Origin of the sequence: Gilliamella sp. wkB308 (assembly GCF_001690185.1) — a bacterium.
GTDB lineage: Bacteria > Pseudomonadota > Gammaproteobacteria > Enterobacterales > Orbaceae > Gilliamella > Gilliamella apicola_I.
On the sequence record NZ_LZGN01000034.1, the window covers coordinates 152,267 to 165,473 of the forward strand.

The 13,207-nt window shown below is 40.1% G+C and carries 24 protein-coding genes; all 24 read left to right on the top strand.

Going from position 1 to position 13,207, the window contains the following annotated elements; all coding sequences use genetic code 11:
• Positions 1–13 precede the first annotated feature (13 nt).
• Positions 14–1,873 carry a Fe-S protein assembly chaperone HscA gene (hscA, locus tag A9G10_RS05340; RefSeq protein ID WP_065558575.1) on the top strand — a complete coding sequence of 620 codons (1,860 nt, stop codon included), beginning with the start codon at positions 14–16 and terminating at the stop codon, positions 1,871–1,873.
• A gap of 14 nt (positions 1,874–1,887) precedes the next feature.
• Positions 1,888–2,226 (top strand): ISC system 2Fe-2S type ferredoxin, encoded by a 339-nt coding sequence (gene fdx, locus A9G10_RS05345; RefSeq protein WP_065558576.1) that lies wholly within the window; start codon positions 1,888–1,890, stop codon positions 2,224–2,226.
• A 383-nt stretch (positions 2,227–2,609) separates the two neighbouring features.
• The gene (gene rpsJ / locus A9G10_RS05350) at positions 2,610–2,921 is read left to right on the top strand and encodes a 30S ribosomal protein S10 (RefSeq protein ID WP_006120582.1); all 312 of its coding nucleotides are present in this window, start codon (positions 2,610–2,612) and stop codon (positions 2,919–2,921) included.
• A gap of 31 nt (positions 2,922–2,952) precedes the next feature.
• A complete protein-coding gene (gene rplC, locus A9G10_RS05355; protein ID WP_065558577.1) occupies positions 2,953–3,579 on the top strand; it encodes a 50S ribosomal protein L3 in 627 nt (208 codons plus the stop codon).
• A gap of 16 nt (positions 3,580–3,595) precedes the next feature.
• The gene (gene rplD / locus A9G10_RS05360; RefSeq protein WP_065558578.1) at positions 3,596–4,198 is read left to right on the top strand and encodes a 50S ribosomal protein L4; all 603 of its coding nucleotides are present in this window, start codon (positions 3,596–3,598) and stop codon (positions 4,196–4,198) included.
• A complete protein-coding gene (gene rplW / locus A9G10_RS05365; protein ID WP_065558579.1) occupies positions 4,195–4,497 on the top strand; it encodes a 50S ribosomal protein L23 in 303 nt (100 codons plus the stop codon). The genes rplD and rplW overlap by 4 nt, the downstream gene beginning before the upstream one ends.
• A gap of 18 nt (positions 4,498–4,515) precedes the next feature.
• The gene (gene rplB / locus A9G10_RS05370) at positions 4,516–5,340 is read left to right on the top strand and encodes a 50S ribosomal protein L2 (protein ID WP_065558580.1); all 825 of its coding nucleotides are present in this window, start codon (positions 4,516–4,518) and stop codon (positions 5,338–5,340) included.
• Between the two features lie 19 nt (positions 5,341–5,359).
• Positions 5,360–5,638, top strand: coding sequence for a 30S ribosomal protein S19 (gene rpsS / locus A9G10_RS05375; protein ID WP_065558581.1), 279 nt, complete (start codon positions 5,360–5,362; stop codon positions 5,636–5,638).
• Positions 5,639–5,651: 13 nt separating this feature from the next.
• Positions 5,652–5,984, top strand: a complete 333-nt coding sequence (gene rplV, locus A9G10_RS05380) for a 50S ribosomal protein L22 (protein WP_034884235.1) — start codon at positions 5,652–5,654, stop codon at positions 5,982–5,984.
• Between the two features lie 14 nt (positions 5,985–5,998).
• On the top strand, positions 5,999–6,736 hold the full coding sequence (rpsC, locus tag A9G10_RS05385; protein WP_065558582.1) for a 30S ribosomal protein S3: 738 nt from the start codon (positions 5,999–6,001) through the stop codon (positions 6,734–6,736).
• Positions 6,737–6,748: 12 nt separating this feature from the next.
• Positions 6,749–7,159 carry a 50S ribosomal protein L16 gene (rplP, locus tag A9G10_RS05390; protein ID WP_025314389.1) on the top strand — a complete coding sequence of 137 codons (411 nt, stop codon included), beginning with the start codon at positions 6,749–6,751 and terminating at the stop codon, positions 7,157–7,159.
• The gene (rpmC, locus tag A9G10_RS05395; protein WP_034902373.1) at positions 7,160–7,351 is read left to right on the top strand and encodes a 50S ribosomal protein L29; all 192 of its coding nucleotides are present in this window, start codon (positions 7,160–7,162) and stop codon (positions 7,349–7,351) included.
• A 1-nt stretch (position 7,352) separates the two neighbouring features.
• A complete protein-coding gene (gene rpsQ, locus A9G10_RS05400; RefSeq protein WP_025314391.1) occupies positions 7,353–7,613 on the top strand; it encodes a 30S ribosomal protein S17 in 261 nt (86 codons plus the stop codon).
• 196 nt (positions 7,614–7,809) lie between these two features.
• Positions 7,810–8,181, top strand: coding sequence for a 50S ribosomal protein L14 (gene rplN / locus A9G10_RS05405; RefSeq protein ID WP_025314392.1), 372 nt, complete (start codon positions 7,810–7,812; stop codon positions 8,179–8,181).
• Between the two features lie 10 nt (positions 8,182–8,191).
• A complete protein-coding gene (gene rplX, locus A9G10_RS05410; protein WP_065558583.1) occupies positions 8,192–8,506 on the top strand; it encodes a 50S ribosomal protein L24 in 315 nt (104 codons plus the stop codon).
• A gap of 17 nt (positions 8,507–8,523) precedes the next feature.
• Complete coding sequence (gene rplE / locus A9G10_RS05415; protein WP_065558584.1) at positions 8,524–9,063, top strand: 50S ribosomal protein L5; 540 nt, start codon at positions 8,524–8,526, stop codon at positions 9,061–9,063.
• An 11-nt stretch (positions 9,064–9,074) separates the two neighbouring features.
• The gene (rpsN, locus tag A9G10_RS05420) at positions 9,075–9,380 is read left to right on the top strand and encodes a 30S ribosomal protein S14 (protein WP_025314395.1); all 306 of its coding nucleotides are present in this window, start codon (positions 9,075–9,077) and stop codon (positions 9,378–9,380) included.
• Positions 9,381–9,397: 17 nt separating this feature from the next.
• Positions 9,398–9,790, top strand: coding sequence for a 30S ribosomal protein S8 (rpsH, locus tag A9G10_RS05425; RefSeq protein WP_065558585.1), 393 nt, complete (start codon positions 9,398–9,400; stop codon positions 9,788–9,790).
• An 11-nt stretch (positions 9,791–9,801) separates the two neighbouring features.
• Complete coding sequence (gene rplF, locus A9G10_RS05430; RefSeq protein ID WP_065558586.1) at positions 9,802–10,335, top strand: 50S ribosomal protein L6; 534 nt, start codon at positions 9,802–9,804, stop codon at positions 10,333–10,335.
• Between the two features lie 9 nt (positions 10,336–10,344).
• Positions 10,345–10,698 (top strand): 50S ribosomal protein L18, encoded by a 354-nt coding sequence (gene rplR / locus A9G10_RS05435; RefSeq protein ID WP_025314398.1) that lies wholly within the window; start codon positions 10,345–10,347, stop codon positions 10,696–10,698.
• Positions 10,699–10,712: 14 nt separating this feature from the next.
• Positions 10,713–11,213: a 30S ribosomal protein S5 gene (gene rpsE / locus A9G10_RS05440; RefSeq protein ID WP_025314399.1), complete on the top strand. Its 501-nt coding sequence runs from the start codon at positions 10,713–10,715 to the stop codon at positions 11,211–11,213.
• Positions 11,214–11,219: 6 nt separating this feature from the next.
• Positions 11,220–11,399, top strand: coding sequence for a 50S ribosomal protein L30 (rpmD, locus tag A9G10_RS05445; RefSeq protein ID WP_065558587.1), 180 nt, complete (start codon positions 11,220–11,222; stop codon positions 11,397–11,399).
• Between the two features lie 5 nt (positions 11,400–11,404).
• Positions 11,405–11,839: a 50S ribosomal protein L15 gene (gene rplO, locus A9G10_RS05450; protein ID WP_065558588.1), complete on the top strand. Its 435-nt coding sequence runs from the start codon at positions 11,405–11,407 to the stop codon at positions 11,837–11,839.
• Positions 11,840–11,847: 8 nt separating this feature from the next.
• The gene (gene secY, locus A9G10_RS05455; protein ID WP_065558589.1) at positions 11,848–13,188 is read left to right on the top strand and encodes a preprotein translocase subunit SecY; all 1,341 of its coding nucleotides are present in this window, start codon (positions 11,848–11,850) and stop codon (positions 13,186–13,188) included.
• Positions 13,189–13,207 lie beyond the last annotated feature (19 nt).

Here is a 13,207-nt window from a genome sequence, read left to right on the forward strand (position 1 = left end):
AGAGATAAGTTAAATGGCATTATTACAAATTAGTGAACCAGGTCAAACACCAGAACCCCATCAGCGTCGGATTGCGGTTGGCATTGATTTAGGTACGACCAATTCACTAGTTGCAACCGTTCGAAGCGGTAAATCTGAAGTTCTGCCAGATTTAGAAGGCGATTTTTTATTGCCTTCAGTTGTACATTATGGTGTTGATCATGATGATAATACGATTATTACAATTGGAAAAAATGCTAAAAACAGCGCTACTTCTGATCCAAAAAATACAGTAAGTTCAGTGAAGCGATTAATGGGAAGACGTCTTTCGGATATAGACACATCTCATTTTCCTTATCCATTATCCATGACAGAAAATGGTGTGCCATTACTAAATTTACCTAATAAGCAAGTTAACCCTATACAAGTGTCTGCTGAAATCTTGATTGCTCTAGCAGATCGGGCTAAAGCGAGTTTAAATGGTGAAATCGATGGTGTCGTCATCACCGTTCCCGCCTATTTTGATGATGCTCAGCGACAGGCAACAAAAGATGCCGCTAAATTAGCAGGTTTACACGTTTTACGCTTATTGAATGAACCTACTGCTGCAGCTATCGCTTATGGTCTTGATTCTGGAAAAGAAGGCATAATTGCTGTATATGATTTAGGTGGTGGGACTTTTGATATCTCTATTCTGCGTTTGCATAAAGGCGTTTTTGAAGTCCTTTCAACAGGGGGGGATTCTGCTCTTGGTGGTGATGATTTCGATCGTTTACTTGCAGAGTATATTAAAAACGAATTAGGGTTGCTTGATCATCATGATGCACAGTTGAATCAGAGAATGCTTCATCAAGCGGTTGACATAAAAATTGCACTCAGCCATCAAGATTCTGTCACGATAACATTAGATAATCAGGTCTTAACTATAACCCGACATCAATTTGAACAACTCATTGAACCGCTAGTTAAACGTACCTTAGCCGTTTGTCGGCGTGCATTAAAAGATGCTGATATTGATATCGATGAAATTGTTGAAGTGGTCATGGTGGGGGGATCTACCCGAATTCCGTTTGTGCGTGAATCGGTCGGTAATTATTTCAAAACAAAACCTTTAACTTCTATCGATCCAGATAAAGTCGTCGCTATTGGGGCAGCCATTCAAGCGGATATTTTAGTGGGTAATAAACCCGATTCCGATATGTTGTTGCTTGATGTAATTCCTTTATCTTTAGGCATCGAAACAATGGGCGAATTGGTTGAAAAAATTATTCCTCGTAATAGTACGATTCCTTGTGCAAGGGCGCAAGAATTTACAACGTTTAAAGATGGTCAGACCGCTATGATGATTCATGTTTTACAAGGTGAACGTGAAAATGTAGCAGATTGTCGATCGTTGGCGCAATTTATCTTACGTGGTATTCCGCCAATGCCTGCTGGTGGCGCACATATTCGTGTCACTTTCCAAGTGGATGCTGATGGATTGCTGAGCGTAACGGCAATGGAAAAATCAACAGGCGTTGAAGCCGCAATACAAGTTAAGCCATCTTATGGGCTAACTGATAAAGAAATTGCAACTATGATTCAAGATTCAATCAATTATGCTCAACAAGATAAGCAAACTAGAATGCTTGCTGAACAAAAAGTTGAAGCAGCCAGAGTCCTTGAAAGTTTACAAAATGCATTAGATAAAGATGCTGACTTATTGAATGAGCATCAACTTAATCAAATTTTAAATGCAAAACATCGTTTACAAGCGGTAAGCGAATCTGATGATATATACGAAATTGAAAAGCAAATTAAAATTGTTGATAACGTGACGCAGGATTTTGCGGCTAAGCGTATGGATAGATCCATTCGTCAAGCTTTAACCGGTCATAAAGTTGATGATATTTAACTAACGAGATTATTATGCCAAAAATTACTTTTTTACCAAATGCTGAACTTTGCCCTGAAGGGAAAACAGTTGAAGCGCAAGAAGGTGAATCTATTTTAGAAGTCGCTTTACGTAACGATATTGAAATTGAGCATGCTTGTGAAATGTCATGTGCTTGTTCAACTTGCCATTGTATTGTCCGTAAAGGTTTTGACTCACTTGAAGAGAGTGATGAACAAGAAGATGATATGTTAGATAAAGCGTGGGGCGTTGAACCGCATAGTCGACTAAGTTGTCAGGCGCGTGTTGCCGATGAAGATCTTGAAGTTGAAATTCCAAGATATAGTCTTAATCATGCCAAAGAAGATCATTAGCCTTGTCGCCATCACATCATGGCGACAGATTCCTCATTATCATCATTTTATTAAGTAATCACTACAACTTGTTTGATTAGCTTGAAATTTAATCAATAAAAAGGGTTTATCATTATTTTTAAGCTGATCAATAAAGCATCTATTATTAATTATTTCTTGCATTAGTTAATAATTTACGTATAATCATCGCCACTTTGTTTGTTGAATTTTTGATAAGCAAATGCGTATGAAGATATAATCCTTATTTAATAATATTGAATTATATCAACAATACTCCCGATCTGGGGGTTACGAAAAGAACGGATTACACTCTCCTGTCAATCGAAACAGGGTAAGAGGAGTAGTCTTTTGTTATAACTTTTAAATAGTGGAGCTCTGGTCTCATGTCGAACCAAAGAATCCGTATCCGGTTAAAAGCGTTTGATCATCGTTTGATTGATCAATCAACTGCTGAAATTGTAGAAACTGCGAAGCGCACTGGTGCGCAAGTTCGTGGTCCTATTCCATTACCGACACGCAAAGAGCGTTTCACCGTATTGATTTCTCCGCACGTTAATAAAGACGCGCGTGATCAATATGAGATTCGTACTCATAAACGTCTAGTTGATATTGTTGAGCCAACTGAAAAAACAGTTGATGCTTTAATGCGCCTAGATCTTGCTGCCGGTGTTGATGTGCAGATCAGTTTAGGTTAATCCTAAGCTGAATGATTGAGAGGTCTAAACAATGATTGGTTTAATCGGTCGTAAAGTAGGAATGACACGAATCTTCACCGAAGAAGGTGTTTCTATTCCTGTCACCGTAGTTGAAGTTCAAAGCAACCGCGTTACTCAAGTTAAAACTTTAGAGAACGATGGTTATCAAGCTATTCAGGTTACTACTGGCAGCAAAAAAGCAAGCCGTGTAAATAAACCTGAAGCAGGTCATTTTGCTAAGGCTGGCGTTGAAGCTGGTCGTGGTCTATGGGAATTCCGTTTTGAAGAAGGCGAATTTACTGTAGGGCAAAGTATTAACGTTGATATTTTCACAGACGTTAAAAAAGTTGATGTTACTGGAACATCTAAAGGTAAAGGTTTTGCTGGCGTAACTAAACGTTGGAACTTCCGTACTCAAGATGCAACTCATGGTAACTCTTTGGCACACCGTGGTCATGGCTCTATCGGTCAAAACCAAACTCCAGGTAAAGTGTTCAAAGGTCGTAAAATGGCAGGTCACTTAGGTAATGAACGTGTAACTGTTCAAAACTTAGATATTGTACGTGTTGATGCAGAACGTAACCTTTTATTAATTAAAGGTGCAGTTCCAGGCGCAATCAATAGTGACGTAATTGTTAAACCGGCAATCAAGGCTTAACGTCGAGGAGATAGAGATGGAATTAGTAGTAAAAGACGCGAAAGCGCTTTCTGTTTCCGAAACTACCTTCGGACGTGAGTTTAATGAAGCGTTAGTTCACCAAGTAGTTGTTGCTTATGCATCTGCTGCTCGTCAAGGCTCACGCGCACAAAAAACTCGTGCAGAAATCGCTGGTTCAGGCAAAAAACCATGGCGTCAAAAAGGCACAGGTCGTGCTCGTTCAGGTTCTATTAAGAGCCCAATCTGGCGTAGTGGTGGTGTAACATTTGCAGCAAAACCACAAGATCATAGCCAAAAAGTTAACCGTAAAATGTATCGTGGTGCATTAAAGAGTATTTTCTCTGAATTAGTGCGTCAAGAACGTTTAGTTGTGGTTGAAACATTTACTGTTGAAGCACCTAAGACTAAATTATTAACTCAGAAATTAAATGATATGAATCTTAATGATGTGCTTATCATTACAACTGAAGTTGATGAGAATCTTTTCTTAGCAGCACGTAACTTGCATAAAGTTGATGTGCGTGATGTGGCAGGTATTGATCCAGTTAGTTTGATTGCATTTGACAAAGTGGTTATCACTGTTGATGCCGTTAAACAAGTAGAGGAGATGTTAGCATGATTCGTGAAGAGCGTCTGCTTAAAGTCCTGCGAGCACCACATGTTTCTGAAAAAGCATCTATTTCAATGGAAAAAACAAATACATTAGTATTGAAAGTTGCTAAAGATGCTACTAAGAGAGAGATTAAAGCCGCAGTTGAACAACTATTTGAAGTTAAAGTAGATGACGTTAATACACTTGTTGTTAAAGGCAAAGTAAAACGTCGTGGTCAACAACTTGGTCGCCGTAGCGACTGGAAAAAAGCTTACGTAACTTTAGCAGAAGGTCAAAACTTAGACCTTGCTGGCGTCGCTGAGTAATTCGGAGGAGTAAGAACAATGGCAGTTGTTAAGTGTAAACCTACATCTCCGGGTCGTCGCCACGTTGTTAAAGTGGTTAACCCAGAGTTGCATAAAGGTAAGCCTTATGCACCGTTGCTTGATTCAAAAAGCAAAACTGGTGGTCGCAATAATAATGGTCGTATCACTACCCGTCATATCGGTGGTGGTCATAAACAACATTATCGTATTGTTGACTTTAAGCGTAATAAAGATGGTATTCCAGCAGTTGTTGAACGTTTGGAATATGATCCGAACCGTAGTGCAAATATTGCATTGGTTTTATATAAAGACGGTGAACGTCGTTATATTTTAGCGCCTAAAGGCTTAAAAGCAGGTGATCAGATCCAATCTGGTGTTGATGCATCGATTAAAACAGGTAACTGTTTACCAATGCGCAATATTCCAGTCGGTTCTACCGTGCATAACATTGAAATGAAACCAGGTAAAGGCGGACAACTTGCTCGCTCAGCTGGTAGCTATGTTCAAATCGTTGCGCGTGATGGTGCATATGTAACATTACGTCTACGTTCAGGTGAAATGCGTAAAGTATTATCTGATTGTCGTGCCACTATTGGTGAAGTCGGTAATTCAGAACATATGCTTCGCGTATTAGGTAAAGCGGGTGCAACGCGTTGGCGTGGTGTTCGTCCTACTGTTCGTGGTACAGCAATGAACCCGGTAGACCATCCACATGGTGGTGGTGAAGGTCGTAACTTTGGTAAACATCCTGTGTCTCCATGGGGTCAAAAAGCCAAAGGATTGAAAACGCGTAGCAACAAACGTACTGATAAGTATATTGTTCGCCGTCGCAATAAGAAATAATTAATATAGAGGATTAGCTATGCCACGTTCTCTCAAGAAGGGTCCTTTTATTGACCTACACTTGCTGAAGAAGGTAGAGAAAGCGGTGGAAAGCGGGGACAAGAAACCAATTCGTACTTGGTCCCGTCGTTCAACGATCTTTCCTAACATGATCGGTTTGACCATCGCTGTCCATAATGGTCGTCAGCACGTTCCAGTTTATGTTACCGACGAAATGGTTGGTCATAAATTGGGTGAATTCGCGCCGACTCGTACTTATCGCGGTCACGCTGCGGATAAGAAAGCTAAGAAGAAATAAGTAGGAGAAAGAGATGGAAACAATTGCAAAGTACCGCCACGCTCGTTCTTCTGCACAAAAAGTTCGCTTAGTTGCAGATCTTGTTCGCGGTAAAAAAGTGTCTCAGGCACTTGATATTTTAACGTACACCAATAAAAAAGCGGCTGTACTTGTTAAAAAAGTATTAGAGTCTGCTATTGCTAATGCAGAGCATAACGATGGTGCTGATATTGATGATCTAAAAGTTGCGAAAATTTTCGTAGACGAAGGCCCAACCATGAAGCGTATTATGCCTCGTGCGAAAGGTCGTGCAGATCGAATTTTGAAGCGTACGAGTCACATCACCGTGATCGTCTCAGATCGCTAGGCTGGAGAATAGCAATGGGTCAAAAAGTAAATCCAAATGGTATCCGATTAGGCATTGTCAAGCCTTGGACATCTACATGGTATTCGGGTACAAAGACATTCGCTGATAATTTAGAAAGTGATTTTAGAGTGCGTGAATTCTTAAACAAAGAATTAGCACAAGCGTCAATCTCTAAAATTGTAATCGACCGTTCAGCAGAAACTAACGTTCGCATTACTATTCACACTGCTCGTCCAGGTATCGTGATTGGTAAAAAAGGTGAGGACGTTGAAAAATTACGTAATGCCGTAGCTTCTATTGTCAATAAGTATAAAGACAAAAGAGAAAAACGTGATGTTGCAGTACAAATTAATATTGCTGAAGTTCGTAAACCTGAACTTGATGCAAAATTAGTTGCTGACAGCATTACTTCTCAGTTAGAACGCCGTGTTATGTTCCGTCGTGCAATGAAACGTGCGGTACAAAACGCAATGAAAGCGGGTGCTAAAGGTATCAAAGTTGAAGTAAGTGGTCGTTTAGGCGGCGCTGAAATTGCTCGCTCAGAGTGGTATCGTGAAGGTCGTGTACCTCTACATACACTACGAGCTGACATCGACTACGGAGTGTCTGAAGCATTAACTACCTATGGTATTATTGGTGTTAAAGTGTGGATCTTCAAAGGTGAGATCCTTGGTGGTATGGCTGCCGTTGAACAAGCAGAAAAACAACCTGCTGCTCAACCGAAAAAGCAGCGCAAAGGCCGAAAACAATAAGGAGCGTCGCTGATGTTACAACCAAAGCGTACAAAATTCCGTAAAGTGCACAAGGGCCGCAATCGTGGTCTAGCTGTGAGTACTGACGTAAGTTTCGGTACATTCGGTCTTAAGGCTGTGGGTCGTGGTCGTTTGACTGCGCGCCAGATCGAAGCAGCACGTCGTGCAATGACTCGTGCAGTTAAGCGTCAAGGTAAAATCTGGATTCGAGTTTTCCCTGATAAACCAATTACTGAAAAACCACTTGAAGTGCGTATGGGTAAAGGTAAGGGTAACGTTGAATACTGGGTTGCTCAGATTCAACCAGGTAAAGTCCTTTATGAAATGGACGGAGTACCGGAAGAAGTTGCTCGTGAAGCATTTGCGTTGGCAGCTGCAAAACTGCCAATTAAAACCACCTTTGTGATTAAGACGGTGATGTAAATGAAAGCAAAAGAGCTACGCGAAAAAAGCGTTGAAGAGTTAAATACTGAACTTCTTAATTTATTACGTGAGCAATTTAACTTACGTATGCAATTAGCTGGAGGTCAGTTAACACAGACTCATATGTTAAAACAAGTGCGTCGTAATATTGCACGAGTTAAAACGTTATTAACTGAAAAGGCGGGTGCGTAATATGACTACTGAAGTAAAAATTCGTACTCAGCAAGGTCGTGTTATTAGCGACAAAATGGATAAATCTATTACTGTAGCTATTGAACGTAAAGTGAAGCATCCGTTATATGGTAAGTTCATTAAACGTACGACTAAATTGCATGTACATGATGAAAACAACGAGTGTGGTATTGGTGATACTGTAGAAATTAAAGAGTGTCGTCCATTATCAAAAACCAAATCTTGGACTCTTGTTCGAATCGTAGAAAAAGCAGTTAGTTAATCTAATCGATTAAAAACTGTACATAATATAATAAACGGCTAAATGCAGCCGTTTATTTTATGCTATCCATTTTATTTGAGTGGTGTTATACTATGCGCCCTCACATATGTGGGTTTTTGGTTGTCTATTCTTATCCATGGTAGTTGAGGTGGATGAAGGTAGATTAGACAATAATTTATTTATACGGAGCATTAAAATGATCCAAGAACAGACTAGGCTAGATGTTGCCGATAACTCTGGCGCACGTAGTGTAATGTGTATCAAGGTTCTCGGTGGATCGCACCGTCGTTATGCAGCGGTTGGTGATATCATCAAGGTTACCATTAAAGAAGCAATTCCACGTGGTAAAGTAAAAAAAGGTGATGTACTTAAAGCTGTTGTCGTGCGCACTAGAAAAGGTGTTCGTCGTCCTGATGGATCTGTCATTCGTTTCGATCGCAATGCTTGTGTTATTTTAAATAATAACAGTGAGCAACCGATTGGTACGCGTATTTTTGGACCGGTCACTCGTGAACTTCGTTCTGAGAAGTTTATGAAGATCATTTCATTAGCACCAGAAGTACTGTAAGGAGCGGGTAATGGCAGCGAAAATCCGTCGAGAAGATGAAGTTATCGTGTTAACCGGTAAAGATAAAGGTAAACGCGGTAAAGTAAAAAGCGTTTTGTCTACAGGCAAAGTGATTGTTGAAGGTATTAATTTGGTGAAAAAACACCAAAAACCCGTACCTGCATTAAATCAAGAAGGTGGAATTGTTGAAAAAGAAGCAGCTATTAATGTTTCTAATGTGGCAATTTTTAACCCAGCTACAGGCAAAGCAGATCGCGTAGGCTTTAGAATTGAAAATGGCAAAAAAGTCCGTTTTTATAAGTCTACTAATGAATTAATTAATTAAGTAATTTGGAGTGTACGATGGCGAAACTGCATGATTACTACAAAGCACAGGTAGTAAATAAACTGCAAGAACAGTTTGGCTACAAATCTGTCATGCAAGTCCCTCGGATCGAAAAGATCACCTTGAATATGGGTGTGGGTGAAGCAATTACTGATAAGAAATTATTAGATAATGCGGTTGCAGATTTAGCAGCAATCAGTGGTCAAAAACCACTAGTCACAAAAGCACGCAAATCAGTTGCTGGTTTTAAAATCCGTCAAGGGTATCCTATTGGTTGTAAAGTCACTTTACGTGGCGAACGTATGTGGGAATTTTTTGAACGTCTAGTTTATATTGCTCTACCTCGTACTCGAGATTTCCGCGGTTTAAGCGCAAAATCTTTCGATGGTCGTGGTAACTATAGCATGGGTGTTCGTGAACAAATCGTTTTCCCTGAAATCGATTATGATAAAGTTGATCGTGTTCGTGGTTTAGATATTACTATCACAACAAGTGCACAATCAGATGAAGAAGGCCGAGCTTTATTATCTGCCTTTAACTTCCCATTTCGTAAGTAAGGTAGGGCATAATGGCTAAACAATCAATGATTGAACGCGATAAGAAACGCGTAAAGCTAGCAGAAAAATATTTTGCAAAGCGTCAAGAATTAAAAGCGATTATCTCTGATCTTAATGCATCAGATGAAGATCGTTGGAATGCAGTGCTTAAATTGCAAACGCTTCCTCGTGATTCTAGTCCATCACGTCAACGTCGTCGTTGTCGTCAAACCGGTCGTCCTCATGGCGTCCTTCGTAAGTTTGGTTTAAGCCGTATTAAGGTTCGTGAATCAGCCATGCGTGGTGAGATTCCTGGTCTTAAAAAGGCAAGTTGGTAATCAGGGGAGTGTTATAGATGAGCATGCAAGATCCTATAGCAGATATGTTGACCCGTATTCGTAACGGTCAAGCTGCGAATAAAGTTGCAGTCACCATGCCTTCCTCTAAGCTAAAAGTGGCAATTGCCAATGTGCTAAAAGAAGAAGGTTACATCGGGGACTATAAAGTTGTTGGTGACACTAAGCCAGAATTGGAAATTTCATTAAAATATTTCCAAGGTAAGGCTGTAGTAGAAAGTATTAAACGTGTTAGCCGTCCAGGTTTACGTATTTATAAACGTAAAGATGAATTGCCAAAAGTTATGGCTGGATTAGGTATCGCAGTTGTTTCTACTTCTAAAGGTGTTATGACTGATCGAGCAGCACGCCAAGCAGGTCTTGGTGGTGAAATTATCTGCTACGTAGCGTAAGGGAGAAAAAAATGTCTCGTGTTGCAAAAGCACCTGTCGTTGTTCCTGCTGGCGTAGAGGTAAAACTCAATGGTCAGGTAATTACGATTAAAGGTAAAAATGGCGAGTTAACTCGTACAATTAATAATGCTGTTGTTATTAATCAAGAAGAAGGTCAAATTAAATTTGCTCCTCGTGACGGCTTTGCGAATGCTTGGGCTCAAGCTGGTACTGCACGTGCGTTGATTAATGCAATGGTTATTGGTGTTACTGAAGGTTTTACTAAAAAACTTCAGCTAGTTGGTGTCGGTTATCGTGCACAAGTTAAAGGTAATGCTATTGGTCTATCTCTTGGATATTCACATCCAATTGAGCATCAATTACCTGCTGGTGTGACCGCAGAATGTCCATCACAAACTGAAATCATACTGAAAAGTGCTGATAAACAGTTAATTGGACAAGTGGCAGCAGATATCCGTGCTTATCGTCGTCCTGAACCTTATAAAGGTAAAGGTGTTCGTTACGCAGATGAAGTTGTGCGTACTAAAGAAGCTAAGAAAAAGTAAGGTAACACTATGGATAAGAAATCAGCTCGTATCCGTCGTGCAACTAAAGCGCGTCGCAAGATGCATGAACTACTTGCAACTCGCTTAGTGGTTCACCGTACTCCGCGTCATATTTATGCGCAGATTATCGCACCAAACGGATCAGAAGTACTGGCAGCTGCTTCTACATTAGAAAAAGCTATCAGTGAAAGTTTAAAATACACCGGAAACAAAGATGCAGCAGCTGCAGTTGGTAAAGCAATCGCAGAGCGAGCATTAGCGAAAGATATCAAAGAAGTTTCTTTTGATCGTTCGGGTTTCCAATATCATGGTCGAGTTCAGGCGCTAGCAGATGCTGCTCGCGAAGCTGGCCTACAGTTCTAAGGTAGGAGTTAAAGATGTCAAACATCGAAAAACAAGCTGGTGAACTGCAGGAAAAACTAATCGCAGTTAACCGAGTTTCTAAAACCGTAAAAGGTGGTCGTATTTTTAGTTTTTCTGCACTAACAGTTGTTGGTGACGGTAATGGCCGCGTAGGTTTTGGATATGGTAAAGCACGTGAAGTGCCAGCAGCAATCCAAAAAGCAATGGAAAAAGCACGTCGTAATATGATCAACGTTGCTCTAAATAACGATACTTTACAGCATCCTGTTAAAGGTGCTCATACAGGTTCTCGTGTTTATATGCAACCAGCATCAGAAGGTACTGGTATTATCGCCGGTGGTGCAATGCGTGCTGTATTAGAAGTTGCTGGTGTTCGTAACGTTCTAGCTAAAGCATATGGTTCAACAAACCCAATTAATGTGGTTCGTGCAACGATTGATGGCTTAGAAAATATGAAATCACCAGAAATGGTTGCTGCTAAGCGTGGTAAAACCGTCGAAGAAATTTTGGGGTAATTAACCATGGCAAAGACAATTAAAATTACACAAACTCGTAGTTCTATTGGACGCATACCGAAGCATAAAGCAACGTTAGTCGGACTAGGATTACGTCGTATTGGTCATACTGTTGAGCGCGAGGATACTCCTGCTATTCGTGGTATGGTAAACCAAGTTTATTACATGGTCAAAGTTGAGGAGTAATAGTAATGCGTTTAAATACTTTATCTCCTGCTGAAGGTTCAAAGCATGCACCAAAACGTCTAGGCCGAGGTATCGGTTCTGGATTAGGTAAAACAGGTACCCGTGGTATCAAAGGTCAAAAATCACGTTCAGGTGGCGGCGTTCGTCGTGGCTTTGAAGGTGGTCAAATGCCTTTATATCGTCGATTACCAAAATTTGGTTTTACTTCTCGTAAAGCTCTAGTTACAGCACAAGTTCGCCTTTCAGATTTAATGAAAGTTGAAGGTGATGTTGTTGACCTAAATAGCTTAAAAGTTGCAAATGTGATTAATTCACAAATCGAATACGCAAAAATCATGTTATCTGGTGAAGTCACAAAACCAGTAACAGTTCGTGGTATTCGTGTAACGAAAGGTGCTAAAGCTGCAATTGAAGCTGCTGGCGGAAAAATTGAGGAATAATTAGAAAGATGGCAAAGCAACCAGGATTAGATTTTCAAAGTGCCCGTGGTGGTGGGGGTGAACTTAAGAAGCGTTTACTATTTGTGCTTTTAGCACTGATTGTTTTTCGTTTAGGTTCTTATATTCCAGTTCCTGGCATTGATACTAAAGCGTTATCGGACATACTTTCACAAGCGTCATCTAATGGTATTGTGGATATGTTCAATATGTTCTCTGGTGGTGCTTTAAGCCGTGCTTCAATTTTTGCATTAGGGATAATGCCGTATATTTCTGCATCTATTATTGTGCAGTTATTAACGGCCATTAACCCTAAATTGGCAGAATTGAAGAAAGAAGGTGAATCAGGTCGTAAGAAAATTAGCCAGTATACTCGTTATGGCACATTGGCTTTAGCTATTGTACAAGCAGTTGGTATTGCGACTGGTTTACCAAATATTCCTGGTTATGAGCGTGTTGTGACTAATCCAGGATTTTCTTTCTATTTTATTGCATCGGTTAGTTTAGTTACTGGCACTATGTTTCTTATGTGGCTTGGTGAGCAGATCACGGAACGTGGAGTAGGTAATGGTATTTCAATCATTATTTTCTCTGGAATCGTGGCGGGTCTTCCTCATGCAATATATGAAACAATTGAACAAGCTCGTTCTGGTGAATTGAATCCGATTCTATTATTAGTTGTCGCAGCTTTAGTGATAGGTGTGACTTATTTTGTTGTTTTTGTTGAGCGTGGTCAACGTCGAATCGTAGTTAACTATGCCCAACGTCAACAAGGGCGTCGCGTTTATGCAGCGCAAACATCACATTTACCATTAAAAATTAATATGGCAGGCGTTATTCCTGCGATATTTGCCTCAACAATTATTATGTTACCATCTATGATGGCATCTTGGTTTCAAGGAAATGGTGAAGGCTGGAGATATGTATTTGTACTTATTGGTCAATATTTCTCTCATGACCAACCGTTATACATAATCTTTTTTGCGGCAGCGATTATCTTCTTTTGTTTCTTCTATACAGCGTTGGTTTTCAACCCTAGAGAGACAGCAGATCAGCTTAAAAAATCTGGTGCATTTATTCCAGGTATCCGCCCAGGTGAGCAAACATCTAAATATATTGACAAAGTAATGACACGTTTAACATTAATAGGCGCAATCTACATTACTTTTGTATGTTTGGTACCAATGTTTATGACAAGTGCAATGAAAGTTCCAGTCCAATTTGGCGGAACATCTTTATTAATTGTGGTTGTTGTAATCATGGATTTTATGGCACAAGTACAGACTTTAATGATGCCAAATCGTTATGAGTCAGTGTTAAAGAAAGCGAACCTTAAAGGCTATGGCCGATAAGTTAGCCAGAAGTTACGGA

Bases quoted from the DNA above. Each gene is read 5' to 3' on its own strand.
- hscA (WP_065558575.1), top strand. From the start codon at position 14: ATGGCATTATTACAAATTAGTGAACCAGGTCAAACACCAGAACCCCAT.
- fdx (WP_065558576.1), top strand. From the start codon at position 1,888: ATGCCAAAAATTACTTTTTTACCAAATGCTGAACTTTGCCCTGAAGGG.
- rpsJ (WP_006120582.1), top strand. From the start codon at position 2,610: ATGTCGAACCAAAGAATCCGTATCCGGTTAAAAGCGTTTGATCATCGT.
- rplC (WP_065558577.1), top strand. From the start codon at position 2,953: ATGATTGGTTTAATCGGTCGTAAAGTAGGAATGACACGAATCTTCACC.
- rplD (WP_065558578.1), top strand. From the start codon at position 3,596: ATGGAATTAGTAGTAAAAGACGCGAAAGCGCTTTCTGTTTCCGAAACT.
- rplW (WP_065558579.1), top strand. From the start codon at position 4,195: ATGATTCGTGAAGAGCGTCTGCTTAAAGTCCTGCGAGCACCACATGTT.
- rplB (WP_065558580.1), top strand. From the start codon at position 4,516: ATGGCAGTTGTTAAGTGTAAACCTACATCTCCGGGTCGTCGCCACGTT.
- rpsS (WP_065558581.1), top strand. From the start codon at position 5,360: ATGCCACGTTCTCTCAAGAAGGGTCCTTTTATTGACCTACACTTGCTG.
- rplV (WP_034884235.1), top strand. From the start codon at position 5,652: ATGGAAACAATTGCAAAGTACCGCCACGCTCGTTCTTCTGCACAAAAA.
- rpsC (WP_065558582.1), top strand. From the start codon at position 5,999: ATGGGTCAAAAAGTAAATCCAAATGGTATCCGATTAGGCATTGTCAAG.
- rplP (WP_025314389.1), top strand. From the start codon at position 6,749: ATGTTACAACCAAAGCGTACAAAATTCCGTAAAGTGCACAAGGGCCGC.
- rpmC (WP_034902373.1), top strand. From the start codon at position 7,160: ATGAAAGCAAAAGAGCTACGCGAAAAAAGCGTTGAAGAGTTAAATACT.
- rpsQ (WP_025314391.1), top strand. From the start codon at position 7,353: ATGACTACTGAAGTAAAAATTCGTACTCAGCAAGGTCGTGTTATTAGC.
- rplN (WP_025314392.1), top strand. From the start codon at position 7,810: ATGATCCAAGAACAGACTAGGCTAGATGTTGCCGATAACTCTGGCGCA.
- rplX (WP_065558583.1), top strand. From the start codon at position 8,192: ATGGCAGCGAAAATCCGTCGAGAAGATGAAGTTATCGTGTTAACCGGT.
- rplE (WP_065558584.1), top strand. From the start codon at position 8,524: ATGGCGAAACTGCATGATTACTACAAAGCACAGGTAGTAAATAAACTG.
- rpsN (WP_025314395.1), top strand. From the start codon at position 9,075: ATGGCTAAACAATCAATGATTGAACGCGATAAGAAACGCGTAAAGCTA.
- rpsH (WP_065558585.1), top strand. From the start codon at position 9,398: ATGAGCATGCAAGATCCTATAGCAGATATGTTGACCCGTATTCGTAAC.
- rplF (WP_065558586.1), top strand. From the start codon at position 9,802: ATGTCTCGTGTTGCAAAAGCACCTGTCGTTGTTCCTGCTGGCGTAGAG.
- rplR (WP_025314398.1), top strand. From the start codon at position 10,345: ATGGATAAGAAATCAGCTCGTATCCGTCGTGCAACTAAAGCGCGTCGC.
- rpsE (WP_025314399.1), top strand. From the start codon at position 10,713: ATGTCAAACATCGAAAAACAAGCTGGTGAACTGCAGGAAAAACTAATC.
- rpmD (WP_065558587.1), top strand. From the start codon at position 11,220: ATGGCAAAGACAATTAAAATTACACAAACTCGTAGTTCTATTGGACGC.
- rplO (WP_065558588.1), top strand. From the start codon at position 11,405: ATGCGTTTAAATACTTTATCTCCTGCTGAAGGTTCAAAGCATGCACCA.
- secY (WP_065558589.1), top strand. From the start codon at position 11,848: ATGGCAAAGCAACCAGGATTAGATTTTCAAAGTGCCCGTGGTGGTGGG.